The 23,572-nt window shown below is 38.4% G+C and carries 22 protein-coding genes; 10 read left to right on the forward strand and 12 right to left on the reverse strand.

Annotation, left to right across the window (positions count from 1 at the left end; all coding sequences use genetic code 11):
* Positions 1–66 precede the first annotated feature (66 nt).
* The 5 genes from parE to LT090_RS13870 form a co-directional block, all read right to left on the reverse strand.
* Entirely contained in the window at positions 67–1,956 is a 1,890-nt protein-coding gene (gene parE, locus LT090_RS13850; RefSeq protein WP_068545885.1) for a DNA topoisomerase IV subunit B, read from the reverse strand.
* Positions 1,957–2,059: 103 nt separating this feature from the next.
* Positions 2,060–2,656: a YqiA/YcfP family alpha/beta fold hydrolase gene (locus LT090_RS13855; protein WP_068545884.1), complete on the reverse strand. Its 597-nt coding sequence runs from the start codon at positions 2,654–2,656 to the stop codon at positions 2,060–2,062.
* Positions 2,657–2,799: 143 nt separating this feature from the next.
* Complete coding sequence (locus tag LT090_RS13860) at positions 2,800–3,555, reverse strand: metallophosphoesterase (RefSeq protein WP_068545883.1); 756 nt, start codon at positions 3,553–3,555, stop codon at positions 2,800–2,802.
* Positions 3,556–3,619: 64 nt separating this feature from the next.
* Positions 3,620–4,075 (reverse strand): DUF1249 domain-containing protein, encoded by a 456-nt coding sequence (locus LT090_RS13865; protein ID WP_068545882.1) that lies wholly within the window; start codon positions 4,073–4,075, stop codon positions 3,620–3,622.
* Between the two features lie 62 nt (positions 4,076–4,137).
* The gene (locus tag LT090_RS13870) at positions 4,138–4,782 is read right to left on the reverse strand and encodes an NUDIX domain-containing protein (protein ID WP_068545881.1); all 645 of its coding nucleotides are present in this window, start codon (positions 4,780–4,782) and stop codon (positions 4,138–4,140) included.
* A 154-nt stretch (positions 4,783–4,936) separates the two neighbouring features.
* Between LT090_RS13870 and tolC the strand changes: the two genes are divergently transcribed.
* On the forward strand, positions 4,937–6,265 hold the full coding sequence (gene tolC / locus LT090_RS13875; RefSeq protein ID WP_068545880.1) for an outer membrane channel protein TolC: 1,329 nt from the start codon (positions 4,937–4,939) through the stop codon (positions 6,263–6,265).
* Between the two features lie 222 nt (positions 6,266–6,487).
* Here the strand turns inward: tolC and argR are convergent, their stop codons facing one another.
* Positions 6,488–6,955: a transcriptional regulator ArgR gene (gene argR / locus LT090_RS13880; RefSeq protein ID WP_068545879.1), complete on the reverse strand. Its 468-nt coding sequence runs from the start codon at positions 6,953–6,955 to the stop codon at positions 6,488–6,490.
* A gap of 229 nt (positions 6,956–7,184) precedes the next feature.
* On the opposite strand from argR, the gene mdh reads away from it, so the two are divergent.
* Positions 7,185–8,123, forward strand: a complete 939-nt coding sequence (mdh, locus tag LT090_RS13885; protein ID WP_068545878.1) for a malate dehydrogenase — start codon at positions 7,185–7,187, stop codon at positions 8,121–8,123.
* A gap of 91 nt (positions 8,124–8,214) precedes the next feature.
* Here the strand turns inward: mdh and LT090_RS13890 are convergent, their stop codons facing one another.
* Positions 8,215–9,084, reverse strand: a complete 870-nt coding sequence (locus LT090_RS13890; RefSeq protein ID WP_068545877.1) for a DUF417 family protein — start codon at positions 9,082–9,084, stop codon at positions 8,215–8,217.
* A gap of 220 nt (positions 9,085–9,304) precedes the next feature.
* Here LT090_RS13890 and LT090_RS13895 point away from each other — a divergent pair, with 220 nt between their 5' ends.
* Positions 9,305–10,045: a DUF6090 family protein gene (locus LT090_RS13895; protein ID WP_157726609.1), complete on the forward strand. Its 741-nt coding sequence runs from the start codon at positions 9,305–9,307 to the stop codon at positions 10,043–10,045.
* Here LT090_RS13895 and ispB read toward each other — a convergent pair.
* Positions 10,042–11,013 (reverse strand): octaprenyl diphosphate synthase, encoded by a 972-nt coding sequence (gene ispB, locus LT090_RS13900; protein ID WP_068545875.1) that lies wholly within the window; start codon positions 11,011–11,013, stop codon positions 10,042–10,044. The two genes, LT090_RS13895 and ispB, sit on opposite strands and share 4 nt — an antisense overlap.
* A gap of 324 nt (positions 11,014–11,337) precedes the next feature.
* Between ispB and rplU the strand changes: the two genes are divergently transcribed.
* The 3 genes from rplU to cgtA all read left to right on the forward strand — a co-directional run bounded on the left by rplU (position 11,338) and on the right by cgtA (position 13,257).
* Positions 11,338–11,649 (forward strand): 50S ribosomal protein L21, encoded by a 312-nt coding sequence (gene rplU / locus LT090_RS13905; protein ID WP_033076088.1) that lies wholly within the window; start codon positions 11,338–11,340, stop codon positions 11,647–11,649.
* Between the two features lie 15 nt (positions 11,650–11,664).
* Positions 11,665–11,922, forward strand: a complete 258-nt coding sequence (rpmA, locus tag LT090_RS13910) for a 50S ribosomal protein L27 (protein WP_068545874.1) — start codon at positions 11,665–11,667, stop codon at positions 11,920–11,922.
* A 168-nt stretch (positions 11,923–12,090) separates the two neighbouring features.
* The gene (gene cgtA, locus LT090_RS13915; protein ID WP_068545873.1) at positions 12,091–13,257 is read left to right on the forward strand and encodes an Obg family GTPase CgtA; all 1,167 of its coding nucleotides are present in this window, start codon (positions 12,091–12,093) and stop codon (positions 13,255–13,257) included.
* Positions 13,258–13,352: 95 nt separating this feature from the next.
* Here cgtA and LT090_RS13920 read toward each other — a convergent pair whose 3' ends face one another.
* Complete coding sequence (locus LT090_RS13920; protein ID WP_157726608.1) at positions 13,353–13,727, reverse strand: DUF1330 domain-containing protein; 375 nt, start codon at positions 13,725–13,727, stop codon at positions 13,353–13,355.
* A 212-nt stretch (positions 13,728–13,939) separates the two neighbouring features.
* On the opposite strand from LT090_RS13920, the gene folA reads away from it, so the two are divergent.
* A complete protein-coding gene (folA, locus tag LT090_RS13925; protein ID WP_068545871.1) occupies positions 13,940–14,431 on the forward strand; it encodes a type 3 dihydrofolate reductase in 492 nt (163 codons plus the stop codon).
* Between the two features lie 62 nt (positions 14,432–14,493).
* On the opposite strand, the gene LT090_RS13930 is transcribed toward folA, so the two are convergent.
* From LT090_RS13930 to nagX, 3 genes are all read right to left on the reverse strand, one after another.
* Positions 14,494–17,697: an efflux RND transporter permease subunit gene (locus tag LT090_RS13930; RefSeq protein WP_082897117.1), complete on the reverse strand. Its 3,204-nt coding sequence runs from the start codon at positions 17,695–17,697 to the stop codon at positions 14,494–14,496.
* A 4-nt stretch (positions 17,698–17,701) separates the two neighbouring features.
* Complete coding sequence (locus LT090_RS13935) at positions 17,702–18,892, reverse strand: efflux RND transporter periplasmic adaptor subunit (RefSeq protein WP_068545870.1); 1,191 nt, start codon at positions 18,890–18,892, stop codon at positions 17,702–17,704.
* A gap of 130 nt (positions 18,893–19,022) precedes the next feature.
* Entirely contained in the window at positions 19,023–20,174 is a 1,152-nt protein-coding gene (nagX, locus tag LT090_RS13940; RefSeq protein ID WP_068545869.1) for a transmembrane glucosamine N-acetyltransferase NagX, read from the reverse strand.
* 224 nt (positions 20,175–20,398) lie between these two features.
* Here nagX and LT090_RS13945 point away from each other — a divergent pair, with 224 nt between their 5' ends.
* The 3 genes from LT090_RS13945 (at position 20,399) to LT090_RS13955 (ending at position 23,527) form a co-directional block, all read left to right on the forward strand.
* On the forward strand, positions 20,399–21,961 hold the full coding sequence (locus LT090_RS13945) for a sensor domain-containing diguanylate cyclase (RefSeq protein WP_070795998.1): 1,563 nt from the start codon (positions 20,399–20,401) through the stop codon (positions 21,959–21,961).
* A gap of 40 nt (positions 21,962–22,001) precedes the next feature.
* Positions 22,002–22,457: a tellurite resistance TerB family protein gene (locus tag LT090_RS13950; RefSeq protein ID WP_068545867.1), complete on the forward strand. Its 456-nt coding sequence runs from the start codon at positions 22,002–22,004 to the stop codon at positions 22,455–22,457.
* Positions 22,458–22,537: 80 nt separating this feature from the next.
* Positions 22,538–23,527: a CvfB family protein gene (locus LT090_RS13955; RefSeq protein ID WP_068545866.1), complete on the forward strand. Its 990-nt coding sequence runs from the start codon at positions 22,538–22,540 to the stop codon at positions 23,525–23,527.
* The last annotated feature ends 45 nt before the right edge of the window (positions 23,528–23,572 follow it).

A 23,572-nucleotide genomic window follows, 5' to 3' on the forward strand; every position in this document is an offset into this window, starting at 1 on the left:
CTATTTTTGCTGTTATTTAATATTCGTATTCTCTGCGGCTACTCTGGCTCAGCTAATCTAACTCAACTAATCTAACTCAACTAAGTTGCCTTTATCTTGCAGCCATTCTTTACGATCACCAGAACGTTTTTTAGATAACAGCATATCCATCATTTCCATTGTCGTATCAAATTCATCAACGGTTAGTTGTACTAATCGTCGTGTATTTGGATCCATGGTTGTTTCTCGAAGCTGTAATGGATTCATTTCACCCAAACCTTTAAATCGTTGTACATTAACTTTACCGCGTTTTTTCTCAGCTTCAATGCGATCTAAAATACCATCTTTTTCTTGCTCATCTAAGGCGTAGAAGACTTCTTTGCCAACATCAATTCGATAAAGTGGTGGCATGGCGACAAAGACATGACCCGCCTGTACTAGAGGTAAGAAATGCTGGGTGAATAAAGCACATAAAAGCGTCGCTATATGCAAACCATCGGAATCGGCATCGGCAAGTATACAAATTTTACCGTAACGTAAATCTGATAAGTCTTCAGAGTCTGGATCTATTCCCAAAGCAACAGATATGTCATGAATTTCTTGTGATGCGAGAATTTGCCCTGACTCAACTTCCCAAGAATTTAGGATTTTTCCTCGTAGCGGCATAATTGCCTGAATATCTCTATCCCTTGCCTGTTTCGCACTACCACCGGCTGAGTCACCCTCTACCAAAAACAGTTCAGTTCGAGATAGATCCTGCGAGCCACAATCGGTTAACTTGCCTGGTAAAGCGGGCCCTTGAGTAATTTTTTTACGCACGACTTTTTTGCTAGCACGCATACGGCGTTGGGCATTTGAAATACAAAACTCTGCCAATGCTTCAGCGATTTCAGTGTGTTCGTTCAGCCACAAACTAAATGAATCTTTTACCACACCGGAAACAAATGCGGCACACTGACGAGACGATAAACGTTCTTTTGTTTGTCCAGCGAACTGAGGATCTTGAATCTTCACCGAAAGAATATAAGAACACTTATCCCAAATATCATCTGGTGTAAGTTTTACACCACGAGGCACTAAATTTCTAAACTCACAAAATTCACGCATCGAATCGAGTAAACCTTGACGTAAACCATTTACATGAGTTCCACCTTGAATGGTGGGAATAAGATTCACGTAACTTTCGCCAACGCTTTCGCCGCCTTCGGTCAACCAACATACTGCCCAATCGACCGCTTCATTGGTCGCAGAAAAGTCGCCAATAAATGGCTCTTCCGGCAATTTAACATAGCCATCAAGTGCTTCCGTTAGATAATCTTTAAGTCCATTTTGATAACACCACTGGTGTTTTTCACCACCAACTTTGTCATTGAATTTTATATTAAGACCAGGACAAAGGACGGCTTTTGCTTTTAATATGTGTTTAAGTTTACTTACTGAAAACTTAAATGAATCAAAGTAACTTGCATCTGGCCAGAAACGCACTCGAGAGCCTGTATTGCGTTTACCAACTTCGCCAACAACCGTTAACTCTTGAACTTTTTCACCGTTTTCAAACGCCATCTCATAAACTTTTTGATCGCGTTTAACAGTAACGTCAACACGTGTCGATAGAGCGTTTACAACGGAAATACCAACCCCATGCAAACCACCAGAAAATTGATAGTTTTTATTGGAGAACTTACCGCCAGCATGTAATTTACAGAAGATAAGTTCCACACCTGATACCCCTTCTTCAGGGTGAATGTCGGTAGGCATTCCTCGACCGTCATCGATAATTTCAAGGGATTGGTCTTCATGCAAAATAACTTGAATATTTTGTGCGTGTCCAGCCAATGCTTCATCGACAGAGTTGTCGATTACTTCTTGGCCTAAGTGGTTGGGACGGATTGTATCTGTGTACATACCCGGGCGACGTCGCACCGGATCAAGGCCGCTTAATACTTCAATGGATTCGGAATTATATTGGTCTGTCATGAATACTCTCGCTAACTTCTATAGCGTTATTATTATTGTTTCACTGATGATTGCATTTCATTGCTTTTTCTTACGAGCTTACGCCCGACTATTTGAGCAAATTTCAATGACTACTAACACCATTATTCTCTAATTGGAAAAATTTCACAATATCTGGCAGCATTTTATCAAAATCTATAAAGCTGTGATCGCCCCCTCGCTGCACAATAACATCATAATTTTCATATTTTTCAACCGCTTGCCTGTAATCCAAAACTTCATCACCAGTTTGTACAAGCACCAAATAACGATCATCTATTGCCACATCACGTTCAAATTCTTTCAATTGTTGCAGATGTTGCTCGGTGACAATGTAATGTTCATCAGTATATGGATTGGTTTGTGGCCCTATTACATCGGTTAATATTTCATAAGGTTTTACTGCAGGGTTTATCAAAACAGCGGGAATTTTAAATTTATCAACCAAGTAATTTGCAAAATATCCACCCAGTGATGAGCCGGTAACGTACCAAGAGCAATTTTTGTCTTGTTCGATAATGTCGGTAATTTGCTCAATCGCATTAATTGGGTCTGACATTAGCTGTGGACAAACAACATCAACATTGGGGAAGTTAGCGTTAATATAATCTATTAATAATTGTGCTTTGAACGACAGCGGAGAGCTGTTAAATCCATGCAGTACTAATACTTTTTGTTTCATTATTTAAAAGACCTGTCGATGAAATTAGCTTAGTGTTTCTTTAGCGCAATTGGCTTGCGTTTAATCTTTTGTATTTAGTTTTTGTGTTTAGTTTTTTGTTTTTTATCTTTGGTGTTGAGTGTCTTCTGATTAATTGCTTCGCATCATTGTGCTGTTAAAAATACGGTTTCAGTGTCATAACTGCCATCGTCATGCAATGTAATTAAACGATACCCTGGTCCTATTGGCAATGCGGCGACGCCGTCTACTTTAGGATCAAATTGAATCGACGTCGCCGGGCAAGTTAGTACGTCGACTTTATAACGGTTGTCGCCCGCAATTTTTTCCGCTCGATGTACATGACCGCAGCAAATTAACTTAATCCTGTTATTTTGATCGATTGCCGACCAAAATTGTTGCTTATTTTCCAGTCCATGGCGGTCAATAAAATATCCCACATCTCTTGGGTGATGGTGCATAAATAGCAATTGATTGGCCGAATTTGAAGCGCCTTCAACAATACGTTCAAGCTCGGACTCTGCGACCAATCCTGCCGGTGTATTACTTTTAGAGTTTAATAACAGTATCTGCCACTTACCTAAAGCAAGTTGTGCGTCATGGGATATGGTTGTGGCGGTCAATTCGTTTGATAGTGCAGGTAAATCATCATGGTTGCCTGCAATATATGCCAAAGGCTTAGTTAAAAAATTAGCAATAGACTGATTAAACTGCTGATAAGATTCCAGACTATGATCCTGACTTAAATCACCGGTAAATATGACATGCTCTACCTGTTGATTTTGATTGATATGCTGCAATATATGATTTAGGTTTTGCAACACATTAGCCCCATAATGACGTTGCTCAGGCAAGGCAAATAAGTGACTATCTGAAAATTGTGCAATGGTAATTGAAGGCATAGATTATCTGTATTTAATTTTGATTCTTAGTTAGTAAGGTTGATATTAATTAAGCAGTGATTAATCAACTGTTGTCATAACTTAAAATGATATTCGCTCGCCCATCACGTAAACAAAGTTGCAACCACTCGCCTAAAAAATGTTGAATTTGTTGCTTCTCATCTGGTAAATGCATATCACTATTTGGGTAATCATAACGTGGTTTTACTTGTCTGATATTTTGACTGCTGATCACTTCAGCCAAGCGCGCATCATGGTATAAACGAATAAGCATACTTGGCTTAGGTAAGTGTACTTTAGAAGCCAATGATTCTGATTCTGCTACTAACTGCTTAAATTCAACTACATGAGTATATTTAGATTTCTCGATTATGGTAATAGAATAACAAAGGTGATCATTGATAAAAAACTGCCTTTCACTATCAACATCGTCTATATTGGCTAATAAGCGCAATAACAGCATGTAATTATTCTCACAACTACTTATCAGTCCTTTTAGGCTCGGGCGATATTTTTTCATCTTGGTTAATTCTTTCTCTTTGTCTTTCTCTTTCCCTTTATAGAAAGAGATAGTTATGTCCGCTATTCCTGGTCAGGCGTTTCAGCCAATTTATTAGCATTGATCGCCAGCCATTGCAGCCCAATTATCGTAGAGGCATTGTTAATCTTACCATCTGCCAACCATTGTAAGGCAACGTCTAAACTCACTTTATAACTTTTAATATCTTCATTTTCATCGTCAAGGCCAGCAACAGTACCTGATTTAACGTTGGTTAAATCTATGTCTGCGATATACATATAAAGCTTTTCGCTTGTACCACCAGGACTCGACAAGTAATTCATCACATGAGTAATATCTTCGCGCTTTATGTCTAATTCCGCTTCTTCTTGAGCTTCTCTTATCGCAACTTCTATCGGACTTTCATTTTCTTCAAACATGCCGGCGATAAACTCAATACACCATGGGTTATCTTCGGTTCGCACAGCTCCAGCTCTAAACTGTTGAATTAACAGCACTTGCTGACTCTTTGAGTCGAAAGGAACCAAAATTACCGCATCGCCTCGCTCGAAAATTTCTCTATAAAAAAAATTACTCCAGTTACCACTAAATAATCTATGCTTTAGTTGATACTGATCAATACGGAAAAATCCCTGATACTTAATATCACGTGCCTTAATTTCAACGTCACGTGGATAAAACTGTTTAAAATTGTTATTTAGGCCCATAATTTGTAATACTTAGTAAAGATAACAACGCGTTAGCATAACTTTCTGTTACACTTTAATCAGGTTGAAATGATTTATTACTGTTCAGCATAGCATTAATTAGAGGTACACTTGCACAAATTGTTGAAGTGGGTGCAAACAAAGGAAACAACTCATGAGCAAAAAATTAAACGCATTATTTATTGGTGTAGCATTAGCTAGCACGAGTTCAGTAGTCAATGCGCAAAACTTAGAAGAAATTTATCAATTAGCATTAAACAATGATCCGACTGTATTAAAAGCCGGTGCGCAATACAGAGCGGCACAAGAAAATATTGAGCAAGCACGCTCGGTATTATTGCCACAATTAAACGCAACAGCTTCTTACTCTGCACAAGAAAGAGAAACTGAAGGTACTACGGATATTGATGCTGAAGGAAGTGAATTAGCTCTTAATTTAAGCATGCAGTTGTATCATCACAACAGTTGGTTAGGTCTTGATGTAGCAAAAAAACAAGCCCACCAAAGTGACATCAATTATCAATTTGTTAAACAACAAATGGTTACTCGTGTGACCGAAGCTTATTTTAATGTTTTAGCCGCATACGATAGCCTTGAGTTCTCTGTTGCAGAGAAAAAAGCGATCTCTCGTCAATTAGAGCAAACTAAACAGCGCTTCCAAGTTGGCTTAACCGCAATCACTGAAGTACATGAAGCACAAGCGTTATATGATAATGCGATTACTCAAGAAATTGGCGCACAAAACGCAGTTTTTACAGCGGAAGAAATTCTTCGTGAAATTACTGGTATTTATCCAAATAATCTAAGTATTCTTAATACTACTCGCTTCAGCCCAGTATTGCCTACACCTAACAACCCTGATGAATGGCAAAAACTTGCAGAAGCGAAAAACCTGCGTTTGATTTCTGAAAAAATTAGTATGGATATTGCCAAAGAAACCATCGATATTCAGTCAGCAGGTCATTTACCGACATTGACGTTATCAGGTCAGATTAAGCAATCTGAAGTTGACGACAACATCACTGACGTCACGGGTATTGAACAGGATACTCAATCTATTGGTATTACGTTAAATGTACCAATTTACTCTGGTGGTAATACAAGCTCACAAGTTAGAGCAGCGCAAGAAAATTACGTAGCAGCAAGTCAAGATATGCAGATCACTTATCGTGGTATTGTTCGTGAATCTCGTAATGCTTATAACACTATTACTGCTACAGTATCTGGTATCAAGGCATTAGAACAATCGGTTGTTTCAGCAGAATCTGCATTAAAAGCAACTGAAGCGGGTTTTGAAGTGGGTATCCGTACGGTAGTAGAAGTACTTGATAGTACTCGTAACTTATATAATGCCAAACGAAACCTTTCGCAAACACGTTACCAATACATTATTAATATGTTACGTCTTAAAGAAGCAGCCGGTACAATCTCGGAAGCAGATATTACCGCTATCAACAAAGGGTTAACGCCAGCAACAAATTAAGCGCTGACCGTTTCCGATAATATAGACATTAAAATAGCGACCGTATGGTCGCTTTTTTTGTGGGTTTTCTTTCCGTTTTAAGATAGTTCTGTTGACTACTCAGTGCCACTTTCAGCCAGATACTTTAAGCAATAATAGAAACAATGGCGGTGCTCTTTATCTAAATTTTGTAGGGACGTGAGCGACAAAAAATAGCTCAAACGAGGCCATAAACCTCTTTTATTACATCTTTTGAAATAACAAATGAAGCTTTTCTTTAGTCGACTCAATCTCTGCAACTGAAGACGGTGCGATAAAGATAGTATCATCGCCAGCAATTGTTCCTAGCACACCGTCTGCACTTCCTAATGAATCCAATAGACGAGCAATAAGTTGCGCCGCGCCTGGGCTAGTGCGAATAATAAGCATCACTTCATTACTCTCAATATCCAACACCAATTGTTTAAGAGGGCTTTTAGCGGTTGGAACACCAAGCTCAGCTGGCAAACAATAAACCATTTCTTGTCTAGCATTACGAGTACGTACTGCACCATATTTGCTTAGCATACGAGAAACTTTTGATTGGCTTACATTATCAAAACCTTGGTTTTTCAGGGCATCGACGATATCGCCTTGCGAACCAAATTGTTCCTGCTTTAATAACTCTTTAAATGCATTAACTAACGCTTCTTGCTTTTGTTGTAGGCTCATACTTTTGTCTTATTGTGTTAATTGCTCTTCAATGGTTTGATTATATTACATTATCTGAGAAAAGATGTAAGAACTTATGCGGTCATATGACAAAATTGATTGTATTTTAAGCCCTAATTCTGTATCTTTTGGGCGTTTATTAATTTCTAAAGTAATTACTCAACATTTTATCGTTAAGATAATTTCGTTTATTTAGTTGCTTATATAACTACAAATTTGGAGAGAGTCCATGAAAGTTGCTGTTTTAGGTGCTGCCGGTGGTATCGGTCAAGCATTATCATTACTACTAAAAACTCAATTACCAGCTGGTTCTGAGTTATCTTTATACGATGTTGCACCAGTTGTTCCAGGTGTTGCTGTAGATTTATCTCACATCCCTACTGACGTAACTGTTAAAGGTTTTGGTGCTGACGACTTAGCAGGCGCTTTAACTGGTTGTGACGTAGTAATCATCCCAGCCGGTATGCCTCGTAAGCCTGGTATGGACCGTGCTGACCTTTTTGCAGTTAACGCTGGTATCATTAAAACATTGGCAGAAGGCATTGTTGCTAACTGTCCTAAAGCTTTAGTTGGTGTTATCACTAACCCAGTTAACGGCACTGTTCCAATTGTTGCTGAAGTATTCAAAAAAGCAGGAACTTACGAAGCTAACCGTGTATTTGGTGTAACAACTCTTGATGTTATTCGCTCAGAAACTTTCGTAGCTGAACTGAAAGGTAAGTCTACATCAGACGTTGCTGTTCCAGTTATTGGTGGTCACTCAGGTACAACAATTCTTCCTCTACTTTCACAAGTTGAAGGTGTTGAGTTCACACAAGAAGAAGTTGATGCTTTAACTCCTCGTATCCAAAATGCTGGTACTGAAGTTGTTATGGCAAAAGCTGGTGGCGGTTCTGCAACTCTTTCAATGGGCGCTGCTGCAGCTCGTTTTTGTCTATCTTTAGTTAAAGGTTTACAGGGCGAAGAAGGCGTTATCGATTACGCATACGTTCAAGGCAACACAGGTGATGCAGAGTACTTTGCACAACCAGTCCTTCTTGGTAAGAATGGTGTTGAAGAATACCTACCTTACGGTGAATTAAGTGCATATGAGCAAAACGCTAAAGAAGAAATGTTAGCGACACTTAATAAAGATATCCAAGAAGGTATCGATTTTATCAATCAATAATTGATAAGAGTGCATAAAAAAGCCGATCTTATGATCGGCTTTTTTGTAATTAGCTTTTTACCGAGCTAATTTTGACATAGCAGATTGTTACTTACTTTGGAAAAGAAATGTTTTCTTCAATATGTTCAATTCGTTGTTTCGAAGTTAATGTTTGAGCCACTGCATAAAAACAAATCAGATTTGCCAAAAACCATAAATCCTTCACTAAGAAATGCCCTGTTGTCGACAATAATGTAGTGCCAGAAAGTGAGCTAGAAAAGCTAAGCAAAAATGTTTGAGTCACAATAAAAACCGCCCCAGACATTAACATTGCAGGATAAAGTAGTTCTCGTCTATATATGGCAACGATCAATAAAAGAACCGCCACAAGATCATAAACACCGATAAGATTAGATACCGTCTGTAATTCCCAAAGACTATACATCCAACTCATCAATGGTGAACTGTTTACTAAGCCTTCTATGCCTTGTGCTTCGAACAAAGTAAACTTCATGCCGCCTATCCACAGCAAAACTAATAGTACCGGGAATAAACTTATATAAGCAGCTTGATAACCACTCAAATTTGGTTTAATTAAAAACCAAGCAATGGAGAACAATGCGAAGTATTTAATCACTCCTTGCCCTGAACCGATAACAGGAAACCCTCCTAGTGCTTCTATCCACATTGTACTTGCAAACAATGACCCAAGCGGTACAAGGCTTATGACCATCAGCAAGTATCCTAACCAAGGGCGAAGATTTATTTTTTTAATTGCGATTATTGACAAGACAGCGCAGCCTAAAAAAGCCACTGCGGCAATAATGTTAGAAGTATTTGCCGGCAACAAGTCTGTCAGCCGATAAAAGTCCGTGGTTAAAGTGATATGTCGGTGCGGCCCAATCAGCAGCATGCTAAGACCAAGTAAAGTGGTAGATATAGCGACCAATATCAATACTATTCGTAAATGTAATGGGGTCATTAAAATTCAACAATTGAGTAAAAGATGCAAATAAGACCGGTTAGTAAGAATTTAATTTCTCTTCTTTTAAATTATTTAAGAAACGTTAATGGCAACGCAATTGTTTATTGCTGAAGATATGTGCTAATAATTAATCAATGCTATTAACAAACGACTAACGACACACCACTGACAGGATATCTAAATGCTTGGATTATTTAGAAAAATAAGGATGAATATAGTGCTCAAGAATAAGGCTGGTAATTATTTCCGATACGCCTTAGGTGAAATCGTGCTTGTGGTCATTGGCATATTAATCGCTTTGCAAATTAATACATGGAATGAAACACGCAAAGCCAAACAGTTTGAACGAATCATGCTTCATGAAATCTATTTAAACCTTAAAGACGATATCGTGACGTTTAAAATGCTAGACCAAAGAGTAACTGCTGGTGATCAGGCAATTAAGCAAATAATCAAACTATTGGCTAGCGACCAAGCAGTTCAATTAGAACAGGCTACTCAACAAAAGCTTGACCAACTATTGTCCGACAGCACTGTAGCTTATTTATTTAGTTATAATCGCGGTGCATTTGACGCATTAAAATCATCAGGTATTGAAAAAGTCCAAAATGACGAGTTACGCTCACGACTAGTATTTCATTACGACTATTCATTACCACGTGTTAAAGAGCTTATTCAAATAACTAACAACGAAATCACTCGCCAAGCCGATACTGAATTGGCTTGGCGACTATTTAATTATAAAATAAAGGATGATGGCGAAGGTAATTTAGGTGTTTATATGGATAGCTATAAAGGTGATGACTACAAATCGCAACAGCTACTTAGATTTATCAAGCGCCATCAAAATAGAATTGGTCATTTTCGTTTTCGATTATCACGAATTTTACCTAACGCAGAAGCGCTTTTACAAGAACTTGAGCAAGTACTTGCTCAAGAGCTTGAAATAAATAATTAGGCGTTTCTGTCTACTGATAAATGCGCCAAAGCGACCAATGACTTCTTATAATCTGATTCAGGTAAAATAGTTAGTGCAGAAATCGCTTTTTCCGCTTCTTGCTCTGCCATTTGTTGAGTAAGTTCTAACGCACCGGTATCACGCATTGCTTGTAATACATCATCTAAATGGTCCATACCATTACCATGTTCGATGGCATCTCGGATCATCGCAGCCTGCTGCTCTGTACCATTGTGCATGGCATGCAATAACGGTAACGTTGGTTTACCTTCGGCTAAATCGTCACCGACATTTTTACCCATTTCATCGGCGTCAGCTGTATAATCGAGTAAATCATCAATTAATTGGAACGCAGTGCCAAGGTGCATGCCATATGCAGTCATTGCTTTAACCATAGTTTCATCTTGATCAGTCACTACCGCAGCAAGTCGTGTTGCTGCTTCAAATAACTTCGCAGTTTTACAATAAATTACCTGCATATAACTATCGACGGTGGTGTCTGGATCATTACAATTCATTAATTGTAAGACCTCACCTTCAGCAATGACATTTGTAGCATTTGAAAGTACGCGCATAATCGACATGTCATTAAGCGTTACCATCATTTGAAACGAACGGGTATATAAGAAGTCACCGACTAATACACTAGCACTATTGCCAAACAATGCGTTGGCGGTTTCTCGCCCACGACGCAGTGCAGATTCATCAACAACGTCATCGTGCAATAATGTTGCGGTATGAATAAACTCAATAATCGCAGCTAAACAAATATGCTTATCACCGTTATAACCCATCGCTCTTGCAGCTAACACTGTTAATAGAGGACGCATGCGCTTTCCACCAGCATTAACGATATACATACCCAATTGATTAATTAAGGCAACATCGGAGTCTAATTGTCCGTAGATAAGTTCGTTGACAGCTTGCATGTCTTTGCTGGCAAGTTCCTGGATCTGAGTGATATTCATATTTATACGAGCTTTTATTTGTTTATCAAATACTTATGAGCGTGTTTGAGTTAGTTATAACTTATTGTTGCTGATTTTACACTATTTTAAGAAAAACATAAGATATCTTAGCTAATTAACGGTAAAATAAACGCCATCAAAGTTCGGTTTTCTTGCAGTTTTGTATCAAAAAGCAGCTATGTACGATTAAGTAACTTTATTTTCATAAATAATTACATGATTTTTTGTATTTACACTTGCTAAGGTCAAATTCTTCGCGTAGAATCCGCGACCTATTATTTTAATTTGTGCGTCCTTAATAAGTGGCGCGGTACGGAGTAGCAAATGTACGCTGTATTCCAAAGCGGTGGTAAACAACACCGTGTAAGCGAAGGTCAAACTGTTCGCTTAGAGAAACTAGAACTAGAAATTGGTTCAACAGTAGAATTCGAAAATGTTTTAATGGTTGCTAATGGCGATGACATCAACGTAGGTGCACCTTACGTTGCTGGTGGCAAAGTTACAGCGGAAGTTGTAAGCCAAGGTCGTGGTGACAAAGTTAAAATCGTTAAATTTAAACGTCGTAAGCATTCACGTAAGCAGCAAGGCCACCGTCAGTGGTTTACTGAAGTGAAGATTACTGGCATCAACGGTTAATAGGAGTAATTAACGATGGCACATAAGAAGGCAGCAGGTAGTACTCGTAACGGTCGTGATTCAGAAGCGAAACGATTAGGTGTTAAGCGTTTCGGTGGTGAATCTGTATTAGCGGGTAACATTATCGTTCGTCAACGTGGTACTAAGTTCCACGCAGGTACTAACATGGGTATTGGTAAAGACCACACATTATTCGCTCTAACTGACGGTAAAGTTCAGTTCGACGTTAAAGGTCCTCAAAACCGTAAGTTCGTATCTATTATTGCTGAATAATAGCAATAAGCGACAGAATCATAAAAAACTCGCTTCTTAGCGAGTTTTTTTATGCGTAAGATTTATAACAAATCTTACGCCATTAAATGTACATTTGGTCTATAATTTAGTACTCACTGTATTATTTAATAAATACATATATTTATGTTTGGAGCTTAATTAAAGCTAATGAAATTTGTAGATGAAGTTGAAATACGCGTAGAAGCCGGTGACGGTGGTAGCGGTTGTGTAAGTTTCCGTCGTGAAAAGTACATCGAATTCGGTGGACCAGATGGTGGTGACGGCGGTGATGGTGGTGAAGTATATCTAATCGCCGACGAAAGCCTTAACACTCTGATTGACTATCGTTTTGAACGTTTCCATAACGCTCAGCGTGGTGAAAACGGAAAAGGTCGTAACTGTACCGGTCGTGGCGGTAAAGATTGTACCTTAAAGGTGCCTGTTGGTACGCGCGTGATGGATGTTGATACTGGCGAACAAATTGGTGATCTTACTAAGCACAAACAAAAACTGTTAGTTGCTAAAGGCGGATGGCACGGTTTAGGTAACACTCGCTTTAAAAGCAGTACAAACCGAGCTCCACGTCAAAAAACTCTTGGTACACCAGGTGAAGTTCGTAACTTAAAGCTTGAGTTAATGCTATTGGCTGATGTTGGTTTATTAGGTCTACCAAATGCTGGTAAATCTACATTAATCCGCAGTGTTTCAGCCGCTAAACCTAAAGTAGCTGATTACCCTTTCACAACATTGGTACCAAACTTAGGTGTAGTTCGTTTAAATTCACAGCGCAGCTTTGTTATTGCCGACATCCCAGGGCTTATCTCTGGCGCGTCTGAAGGAACTGGTTTAGGGATTCGATTCCTAAAGCATTTAGAGCGTTGTCGTATTCTGATTCATCTAGTTGATGTATTACCTGCTGATCAATCTGATCCAGCAGAAAATGCATTAACCATTACCAAAGAGCTGGAGAAATACTCAGAAAAGCTTGCTGGAAAGCCTCGTTGGTTAGTATTTAACAAGCTAGATTTATTACTTGATGATGAAGCTGAAGAAGTGAAACAACGAGTAATCGATGCACTTGGTTGGGAAGGTGAAGTACGCAGTATTTCAGCGTTCAACCGTGAAGGCACAAAAGATTTAACACAAGATGTTATGACATTTATCGAGTCGCTTCCAGAGCAAACCTTTGAAGAAGAAGCGGAAGAAGAAAATGTTGAATTTAAATGGGATACTTACCACCAGGAAACCGTTGATAATTATAATTACGACGATGATCTGGATGATGAAGATTGGGACGAAGACGATTACGACGTAGAAGTTGAGTACCGCAAGTAATCATCTAAGCCTATAACAGTGTCATTCTATTTTAGTTACATGACGAACCTATAAAAAGCCAGAATATCATTCTGGTTTTTTTGTCTTAGACCTATTTAGTGCCCCATGTTCTCGCCCTGTTCAAGTGCAAACATAAAGTGTACATCAGCAACTTGATCCCGCAGCAGTTTCGCTTGTTGAAATTCTTCTGAGTTGACGAAAGATTGTAGTTTTTCCATTGACTCGTATCGTTCGATAAAAAATAGTCCTTGAGCAGGCCATTCACCTTCTAATAATACGCCTTTACTAGTATCAACATTAGCAGCAGCAATGACTTCATAACCTCCTTTGCGAGCCAGAGGCTCAGCTATTTTCCGATATTCAGGCAAGCGACTGTAATCAGTAATGGTTGCTGCACCGACTAAATATACAGGCCGCTGATCATTCATATTGGTTGTAATTTGTCTGTCAGCGACTGCTAATATGAGCAAAGTAATCAAACTCCCGCACAAAATCAACGCCATATTTTTTAGTGTACTACCGTATTTTTCCATCTGAGTTGACCTTGTCTTTATTGTGATTATTTTTGCTGAAATACTTAGTATATAAATTTAATCTAAGGCTGAATTATGATTAGTGACCTTTTTGTTGTTATGCTATTCTGCGTTTAATAAAAATACATAACATTAATTAGAGTGTTTCCATGACTATCTTATCTATGATTGTTGCCCACGCTGATAACCGCGTAATTGGCAAAGACAATCAAATGCCTTGGCATATGCCTGCAGACCTAAAATACTTCAAACAAACAACTATGAAAAAGCCGGTAATTATGGGTCGCAAGACCTTTGAATCTATAGGTTTTCCATTACCTGGAAGAAGAAATATTGTAATAAGTCGCAGTGCTGATTACCAAGCAGAAGGTATTGAAACCGTTACCTCTGTCGACGATGCATTGGCAATGGTTACCGACGTTGAAGAGATCATGGTGATTGGTGGTGGTAGCATATACGAACATTGCTTAAAGGCTGCACAACGCCTTTATATTACCGAGATAGATCTAGACGTTGATGGAGATACATGTTTTCCAAACTACAACGCGAATAATGACTGGCACTGTGTAAGTGAAGAACCGCATTTGGCCGATGAGAAAAACCCTCATGGGTACAACTTTAAAGTGTATGAGCGTAAATAGTCGCTAGGTAAAAATTACTTATAAAAAAGGGACTTTTCAGTCCCGTTTTTTGCGTTTAACGCTTAGTTATCTTTGGCCAAATCATTATCTACGATAGCGTCATTAACCAGGTCAACGTCTAACTCCGGCTCGATATGACCCAAATAGGTCGTTCTGAAAAATCTTATAAACCTTTTGATTAAAGTCTTTATATCTTCAATGACAATATACAAACAAGGGATAAGGACTAGGGTCACAACGGTTGCAAAAAGAACACCGTAACCTAACGATACCGCCATCGGTACTACAAGTTTAGCCTGCAAACTGGTCTCAAGCATAACTGGTACTAAACCAATAAATGTCGTCAATGAAGTTAACAATATTGCTCTGAAACGATTACACCCTGCATCAACCACAGCTTGCATTTTACTAATGCCTGCCGATCGTGCCTTATTAACATAATCAATCATAACAAGGGAGTCGTTCACCACAACCCCGGCTGCGGCAATAATACCAAATATTGATAATACGCTTAAATCCATTCCAAGTACCATATGTCCAACCACCGCACCAATAACACCAAATGGAATCACTGACATGATAATTAAAGGTTGAGAGTAAGACTTCAATGGTATTGCTAACAAGCTGTAGATTATCAATAGCGAAATGATAAAGTCACGCATTTGAGTGTTGGCACTTTCAATTTCTTCTTGAATACGACCAGCTACTTCACTCTTAACCAGCGGATATTGCTTTAACAATTGCGGGATATAATTTTCTTTAATATCTTCCGCAATCTTGAACGGCTCAGCCTGCTCCGCATCAACTTTTGCCCAAACATTAATGGTACGATTACCGTTTTCACGACGAATTTGCGTTACCCCATCCGTTACGCGAATGTCTGCGACTTCCGATAATGGGATCTCAGCACCATTTGGTGCTTGAATCATGACATCATCAACATGTCCTATTGAACTTCGCTGCTCTAATGGGTAACGCACCATAACTTTAATCTCTTCGCCATTACGCAAGATACGTTGTGCTTCAATACCATAGAAACTGTAACCGACTTGACGAGCAACATCCGCTAGGGTTAACCCCATTGAATAAGCAACAGGCTTCAAGTCAAACTGTACTTCTTTAGCGCTGTTCATGCTTGAATCATTCACATCACTGACACCGAGTAGTGAGTTAAGTTTTTTCTTTAAATCACGCGAGGCTAACAGTAGTTGCTGATCATCAGTACTTTCTAGACGGAAACTGATATCACCGTCATCTCGGTCATTACCAAACAGACTATCCTGAGTATTCAAGCTCTTCATGCCCGCAATCATTGGCATATTAGCGCGCCATCGCTCTGCTATTTCAAAAGTATTTAACGGACGAATTTCAGGATCAATAAGCTTAACCATAACGCGGGCTGATGTACGAGAACGTAAATCTACCTGCATATCTGATATCGTTCTTAATCCAAACTCTTGCTCAATAGCATCATCCACTTCATACAAAGAACGAGCTATCTCTTTTACCGCAGATAAGGTAGCTTGCTCCGATGTATCTAAGTTCATTTCTAATTGAATGCGAGGGAAATCGTGAGGTATTTTGGGTTGTCCAACATAACGAGCAAACCCTGCTTCGAATAAACCTGCACACACTAATATAATGGCAACAAACAAACACACGATAGAGTATCGATAATTTACTGCTTTTTTTAATGCTGGACGATATTTATTCTCAATAAAACCTTTCAAGCCAGTATCGATAAGACGGCGCAGTCGATCTAGTGGATTTCGAGGATTAAATGTCTTCACTTTCATTCGCGCCAAATGCGCAGGTAAAATTAACTTAGATTCAATTAATGAGAAAATTAGACAAAGAACAACGACAAAACCTATAGCCTGACCGAAAGCAGCCGATGGACCATCACCTAAAGTAAACGGCAAAAACGCTGCAATCGTTGTTAATACACCAAACGTTGCAGGCATCGCCACACGCTTAACACCACGAATGACATTATCAATGCTGTGACCTTTATTTTCGACTTCACTGTGGGCACTTTCACCCATCACAATGGCATCATCAACGACGATACCAAGGACAAGTATAAAGGCGAATAAACTGGTGATATTGATGGTGACATCAATCATTGATGTTGGCATTAATAACAGTGTACCGAGGAAACAAACAGGTAACCCCATCATTACCCAAAATGCCAAGCGGACACGTAAGAAAATAGCGAGCATTAAGAATACTAAAAGCGCACCACTCATTAAGTTTGATAGCATCATATCAAGGCGGTCTTGTAGATATTCAGTCATATCTACCCAAGTCTCTAACTCGACATTCTCAGGTAAGTCAGCACTTTTTCGATCTACATAGCCTCTAATTACTTTTGCAACATCAGTAATACTTTGATCGTTAGCGGCGCCAACAAAGAACGTTACTGAATTTTTACCATTAAACTTAGAATATTGTATACCTTGTTCAAATTCATCGCTGATAGTGGCTAAATCACCTAAATAGACCTTACTACCATCGGCACGAGTAATGATTGGTAAGTTTTCAAACTCATGACCTATGTATGCTTGGTTTTCTACACGCAGATTTATATAGCCATTTTCAGCGCGTATTTGCCCTGCCGACATATTTCGCGACCAATTACGTATTGCATTAGCAACGTCTTGGAAGGATAGATCATATTCTCTTAACTTATCCTTACTTACTTCAATTCCGATCTCGTAATTTAAGCCAGAATAATAATCTGAAATACTTATCAACGGAAGTTGCTGTATCTCGTTATGTATATTGCGCCCAAGCTCTTTAAGTTGCTTTTGCGACATATCACCATACAAGCTGATATACATAACTTCCTGACGCATTTTAATGCGTTCAACTGTTGGTCTTTCCATACCAGCAGGGAATGAAGAAATGGAGTCAATTTGCGATTTAACTTCTTCTAATACAATTTGTGGATCGTAAGATTCAGAAACACGAAACCAACCATAGGAAGCATTTCGCCCAGAGTAAGTGATTACTCGCTCTAAACCTTGGACAGACTTCAAAGCTTCTTCAACTTTGATAGTGATGCCCTCTTCTACTTCTTGTGGGGCAGCGCCAGGATAAGCAGTGCGATACTCTAACCAGTTGATTTCGATTTGCGGGAAAAACTGTTTACGGATAGTCCCCATGGTAAGTAAGCCACCAACAATGATAATAATCATCAACAAATTGGCAGCTACAGGGTTTCTCGCAAACCAAGCGATTAAACCTTTATTAGTATCGATCATAGTTCTAGTCCTTCAGCGCTAATTGCGAATCAATGACTTCTGTGTCAGCTTCTATATCGTTGCTCAGAACATCATCGATTAAAGATAACTGCATGCCATTCAAAGGAAAATCCAAGGCTGAAGTGATAACTAAATCACCAGCATCTAGACCATCAGAAATAACAACATTTTTACCTTGTTGACGATAAATCGTGACGTTTTTGAATAGTAATTTGTTATCTATATCCATCACTGCGACTTGATTATTATCAACCAAATATCTTGGTAGCATAGCAACATCAGGAATACTTACCCCTTCGATAATTGCATTTACATAACTACCGTAACGCAATGCTTTATCGCCGCTTTTCAGACCATACGGATCTTGAATCTCAGCGACAAGATAGTTCATACGAGAATCAGTATCTATGACACCTTCGGAGCGAACAATGGTCGCATTCCAAGTGTGATCTAATCCAGCGTATTTACTAGTTAAAATTACCGATGAGTTTAAACCACCATCAATAAGATATTGCAATTGATTATCAGCTACAGGCAATCGAACTTCAGCAATGGCAACATTCAGGATTTCGCCAATAACTCGACCTGAACTTACATAAGATCCGAGGCCTATTTGACGGCCACTGATCATTGCATCATATGGCGCCACTATTTTAGTACGCTCTAAGTTACGTCTCGCACGTTTAACCATTGCTTCAGCAGCGTCTACTCTTGCCATCTCTTGAGCAAGCTGCGGTTTACGTAAACTCAATTCTGACGGTGTGGTATCTTTAATTCGTTGCCATTCGCGTTCTGCAACTTTACCCTGGGCTTTTTCTAATTCTAAAGATGAACGAGCTGAGGCAAGAGAAGATTCAGCTTCAATTAGCGCAGCCTCATAATCATTCGGGTCGATTGTTGCAAGCAGTTGACCTTTTTTAATAAAGCCGCCTTTAACAAAATGTTCAGAAAGAGAAACTATTTCACCGCTTACTTGCGCAATTAGTTCTGTTTGATATTTTGGATTAATAACCCCGTAAGATTCTACATCTAAGTTAAGTGATTGTAATTCAACTTCATTAACTGACACGAGCGGAACCGTATCCACTTTAGCTTTCTCTTGTGGTGGTTTCTTCATCGAAGAAAGAGTGGAAAAACCACCAAAACCAAGTGCCACGATTACAATAGGAATAATAATTTGTTTTTTTGTCGCCACAACATCACCTTAAACTTTACTTCTTAGCGCTAATGTTAGCAGGATGTTAAAACAAGTATATTGTTAAAATGTTACGATTTATTACATTTGAAACAATTGTCCAACCTTAACGTTATAGGTCACGACTAAATTATATCTTGATGAATATCTTATGCTTATATAGCCAAGCTAAAAATAACCATTGCACTGCCACTAAACATATTACTGATAACAATGATTGCCATGGTGTACTTAGGCTCGCTAATACACCGCCGAATAAACTATCTACTATGTACTGCCATTTTACGATTGAAGTTGCTAAATAGATCACAATAGAATTCATGCCTATGACGATAAAAAATTGTGGTAGGCGTTGCCAATTCAGCACATCAACAAGCCAATAAAATAGTGTTAGGAATAAAATACTTAAACCGGAAGTGAGTAATACAAAAGTCGGCGTCCAAAGCGTTTTATTAATAGGCATAATCGGATGAAGCGCTAAAGCCAGAGCTACTGAAACAATTCCTGCGATAACCCATTGAATAATTAACTTGCTTGGCGTACTTTGTAATTGTTTCAACATTCTACCGGCGAAAACACCAAGCAGACAATTTACAATTGACCCTAGGTTCGACAATATACCTTCAGGGTCAACAGCAAGGTTTTGATAACGAATACCGTACAAGAAGGTTTGGTCAAACCAAGCGTTGATTGAGAAATCTGGTCCAAAGTTACCGCCGCCAAAATTGCCAATGCTGACAAAGGCGAGTATTAACCAATAGCTTAGTAATATTCCTAAGGTTACTAGAGCTTGATATTTATTTGCAAAATGCCACACCACCATAGCAGCGACAAACCAGGCAAGACCTATACGGCCAAGCACGCTAACATAACGAATACTTTCGAAATCGGCAGGAATTCCTCCGCCCCACCCGTGGTTATAAACAATACCAAGTAAAAATAATAAGCCTAAGCGCTTAAATGCATGTCTGTATTTTTCGCTGCGTTGTTGCTGACTATAAACATTGATATTTTTTGCTGCTAGCCCAAGACTCACGCCAGCGAGAAAGATGAACAGTGGAAAGATAAGGTCATACATGGTAAAACCATGCCATTGTGAATGTTGCATTTGTTGGTCAGCAACATTAAACACAGACCAACCCGTTATCAGGAACAACGCTAGAAATAATCCTTCAGCGCCCAAAATCCAAACCATATCAAACCCGCGTAACGCATCTAGAGAGCGAATGCGTTTTGGTTTAGCGTCAGTTGATTGATTTAGTGATTGATTTGTTTTTTCCAAGATTCACTCTCTTTAATTAAATTGATTGTATTTTTCGATATGAGTCTTTCTAATTTAGTTTTCTAGCCTATACTCATTGAAGAATGGAAAATAGCATAAACCTCTGTATAAATTAAGCTATTTGGATAACGAGTATAATCTTTTGAGCCGTAAGAAAACGGATTGAAGCAACCTAAAGATAGTCAAAGATAGCCAAAAATATCAGGTATGAATAACATCTATTTATGAGTAAACAATTTAGAATAAGCAGTCTTTTAAATCTATTTTTCACAATCGTTTTGGTTATTGTGTTTATCGTCAGTATTGGCTATCGGATATTGGTGGAAATTCCGCTCGCCGAAGAAAGCATTGAAACTGTATACAATAAAGAGTTAACAATTTTATCAAAGACGTTTGATGAATATACGAAGAATTTGGAGAAAAGTAATTACGATTATGCCGTTTGGGATGATACATATAACTTCATTCATAGCCAAGATAGCGACTATATAAAGAGCAACTTCTCTGTCGAAACCTTTAAAAATTTAAACATTGAAGGGGTTATCATCACTGACAGCTCAGATAATATAATTTATTCCGACGGTTTTAACTCTAAAGAGTTAAAACCTATCGATATTTCAGCTCTAAACACAAACAACAAATTTAAATACTCGGATTTATTACAACGCAAAAATATAAAACCTATTTCTATCTCTGAATTAATCAACTTTAACAACGATATAGTAATCGTCACTGCTACCCCAATATTTAAAACCGATACCAGTGGCGAGTATGCAGGACACCTCATCTTTCTTCGAGTATTTAACCAGGCAGATTTAGATAGTATTTCAGCAATAACACAGCTTGAATTAAAGCTAATTCCATACAGTGACCAATATAGAAATTTACAAGCAATTAAAAATATATATGTCGCTCGCTCATCGAGTAAAAACCGCCAACGACTTGTTGACGATTACAAAGGCGTTCCGATAAAGGTTATTGATATCACTCATCAAAATGAAGTAGATAGCACTATCATTACTAAAGCAATGGTCATCACCCTGTCTTTACAATTCTTAATAATGGTTGCTTTTTACTTACTTGTTGAAAAGTATGTAGTTAAACCCATTGTGGTCACCAACAAAGATATTAAAAAAATGACCGATATTACATCAATTCAAAGACTGGAAAATAATACTATTTTTGCTGAAATCAATGATATGGAAAAGCAATTTAACCAACTAGTCGATATGGTTGAAAAACAGCGCATGCGTTTAACAGAGTTGGGGATGACTGACTCTCTAACGCAAATCGCAAATCGTCTTGCGTTTGAGCAACATTTCGAAAAAGAATGGGCGCACCTGCAAAGACATAATATAACGTTTGCGATTGTCATGTGTGATATCGACTTCTTTAAGAAGTATAATGATTCTTTAGGTCACCTTGCAGGTGATGAAGCACTAAAAACTGTCGCAACTACGCTGGCAAAATCAGCGAGACGTATCAATGATATTGTTGCTAGATATGGCGGTGAAGAATTTGTTATATTATTTAGTGGTATTGAACTTAAAGACCTGAAGATGAAACTTGATCAAATCATAGACAGTATTAACAATTTAAATATTGCCCACCCTGCATCGGAGATTGCCGATCATGTTACCATTAGCCTAGGTGCTACCTTGATGAGACCGACTAAAGATAATAATCAAAAGTCGAATTTAATTAAAGCAATGAGCATCGCTGATAACGCGTTATATACCGCCAAAAATAACGGTCGAAATCGCGCCGAAATTGCTATTAACGAATAACCGACTACAATCAAAAAAAACAACGATAAGATCCCCTATTATGCTTACAAGAATTAGAGTTTTTATACGCAATTTGCAAACCGATAATGTACATAACAATACCTTATCTTTAGAAATAGCTACTGCAGTATTATTATTTGAAGTGATGCGCGCTGACCAAAAATTTGAACCAGAAGAAAAACAACAAATCGTTAGCCTGTTACAACAACATTTTGAACTGGATAAAGCAGAAGTGCTCGACATATTAGCATTAGCTGAAGATGAGTCTCATCATGCTAATGATTTTTATCAATATACTTCAATGATTAACAATAATTATTCACTAGAAGATCGCATTAAAATTGTCGGACTATTGTGGAAAGTTGCCTATGCTGACGGTCACTTAGATGTCATTGAAGAACACATCATTCGAAAAATTGCCGAATTGCTACACTTAAACCACGGTGAATATATTCAATGCAAATTAAAAATACAAAATCAACACCCCGCAGACTAGCCTTTATAAACAAAAAAACTACAAGTTGTTAGTAGCGACCGTGTTACACTACGCGCAATTTCGATTTATTAGGAAAAATAATGGCTGAGATAGGCAAAATAAATAACCTAAATATTGTAAAGCTGACAGAGTTTGGCGCATATTTAGATGGTGGCGATTTAGGGGAAATTCTATTACCAAATCGTTATTTACCAGAAGAGTGCAAAGAAGGAAGCGATCTTGCTGTATTTATTTATTTTGACTCAAACGATCGCTTAATTGCGACTACTGAAACACCCAAAGGCCAAGTCGATGACTTTGTTAGTTTAAAATGTATCCAAGTAAACAAAATGGGTGCTTTTTTAGATTGGGGTTTATCGAAAGACCTACTAGTTCCTTATAATCAACAGCACCATAAGATGATCGAAGGTAAATATTACTTAGTTAAGATTTACCGCGATTTACATACCGACCGCATTGCTGCTTCAAGCAAATTAGATAAATATTTAGATATCTGGCCAGCTAATTATGAAATCGGTGAAAGAGTTGAGCTTACCATTGGCGACAAAACTGACTTAGGTTTTAAGGCCATCATCAATGAGAAAAACTGGGGCTTGTTATACGACAACGAAATATTTCAGCCACTTCGCGTCGGTAAGAAAATGCAAGGCTACATTAAGAATGTCCGTGGCGATGGTCGAGTTGATTTAATTTTGACTCGTGGCGGCATAGGGAAAGTTAACGATTTTGCTCCTGTATTATTACAATATTTACAAGACAATGACGGCTTTTGTAGCATCAATGACAAGAGCTCACCGGAACTGATCAGTAAAACTTTTGGCGTCAGTAAAAAGGCATTTAAGTCGACTGTTGGTAATTTGCTTAAGCACGGTAGAATAACCATAGAGCAAGACGGTATTCGAGTACAAGATAAACCTGTAGTAAAAGCTAAACCTAAAAAAGAAAAACAAAAAACTTATGGCAACAGCGCTGATCGCAAAAAGCCAAGCGGCGACAAACCGCTGAATAAGCATAAACGACCAGCGTCTAATAAAAGCCAAGGTGGCAAACCAAAGACGTTTAAACGTTAGTCTTAGGTTTCTAGCAAACAAAAAAAGAGCCGCTTAATAAAGTGT

The sequence above is a fragment of the Thalassotalea crassostreae genome (assembly GCF_001831495.1).
Classification (GTDB): domain Bacteria; phylum Pseudomonadota; class Gammaproteobacteria; order Enterobacterales; family Alteromonadaceae; genus Thalassotalea_A; species Thalassotalea_A crassostreae.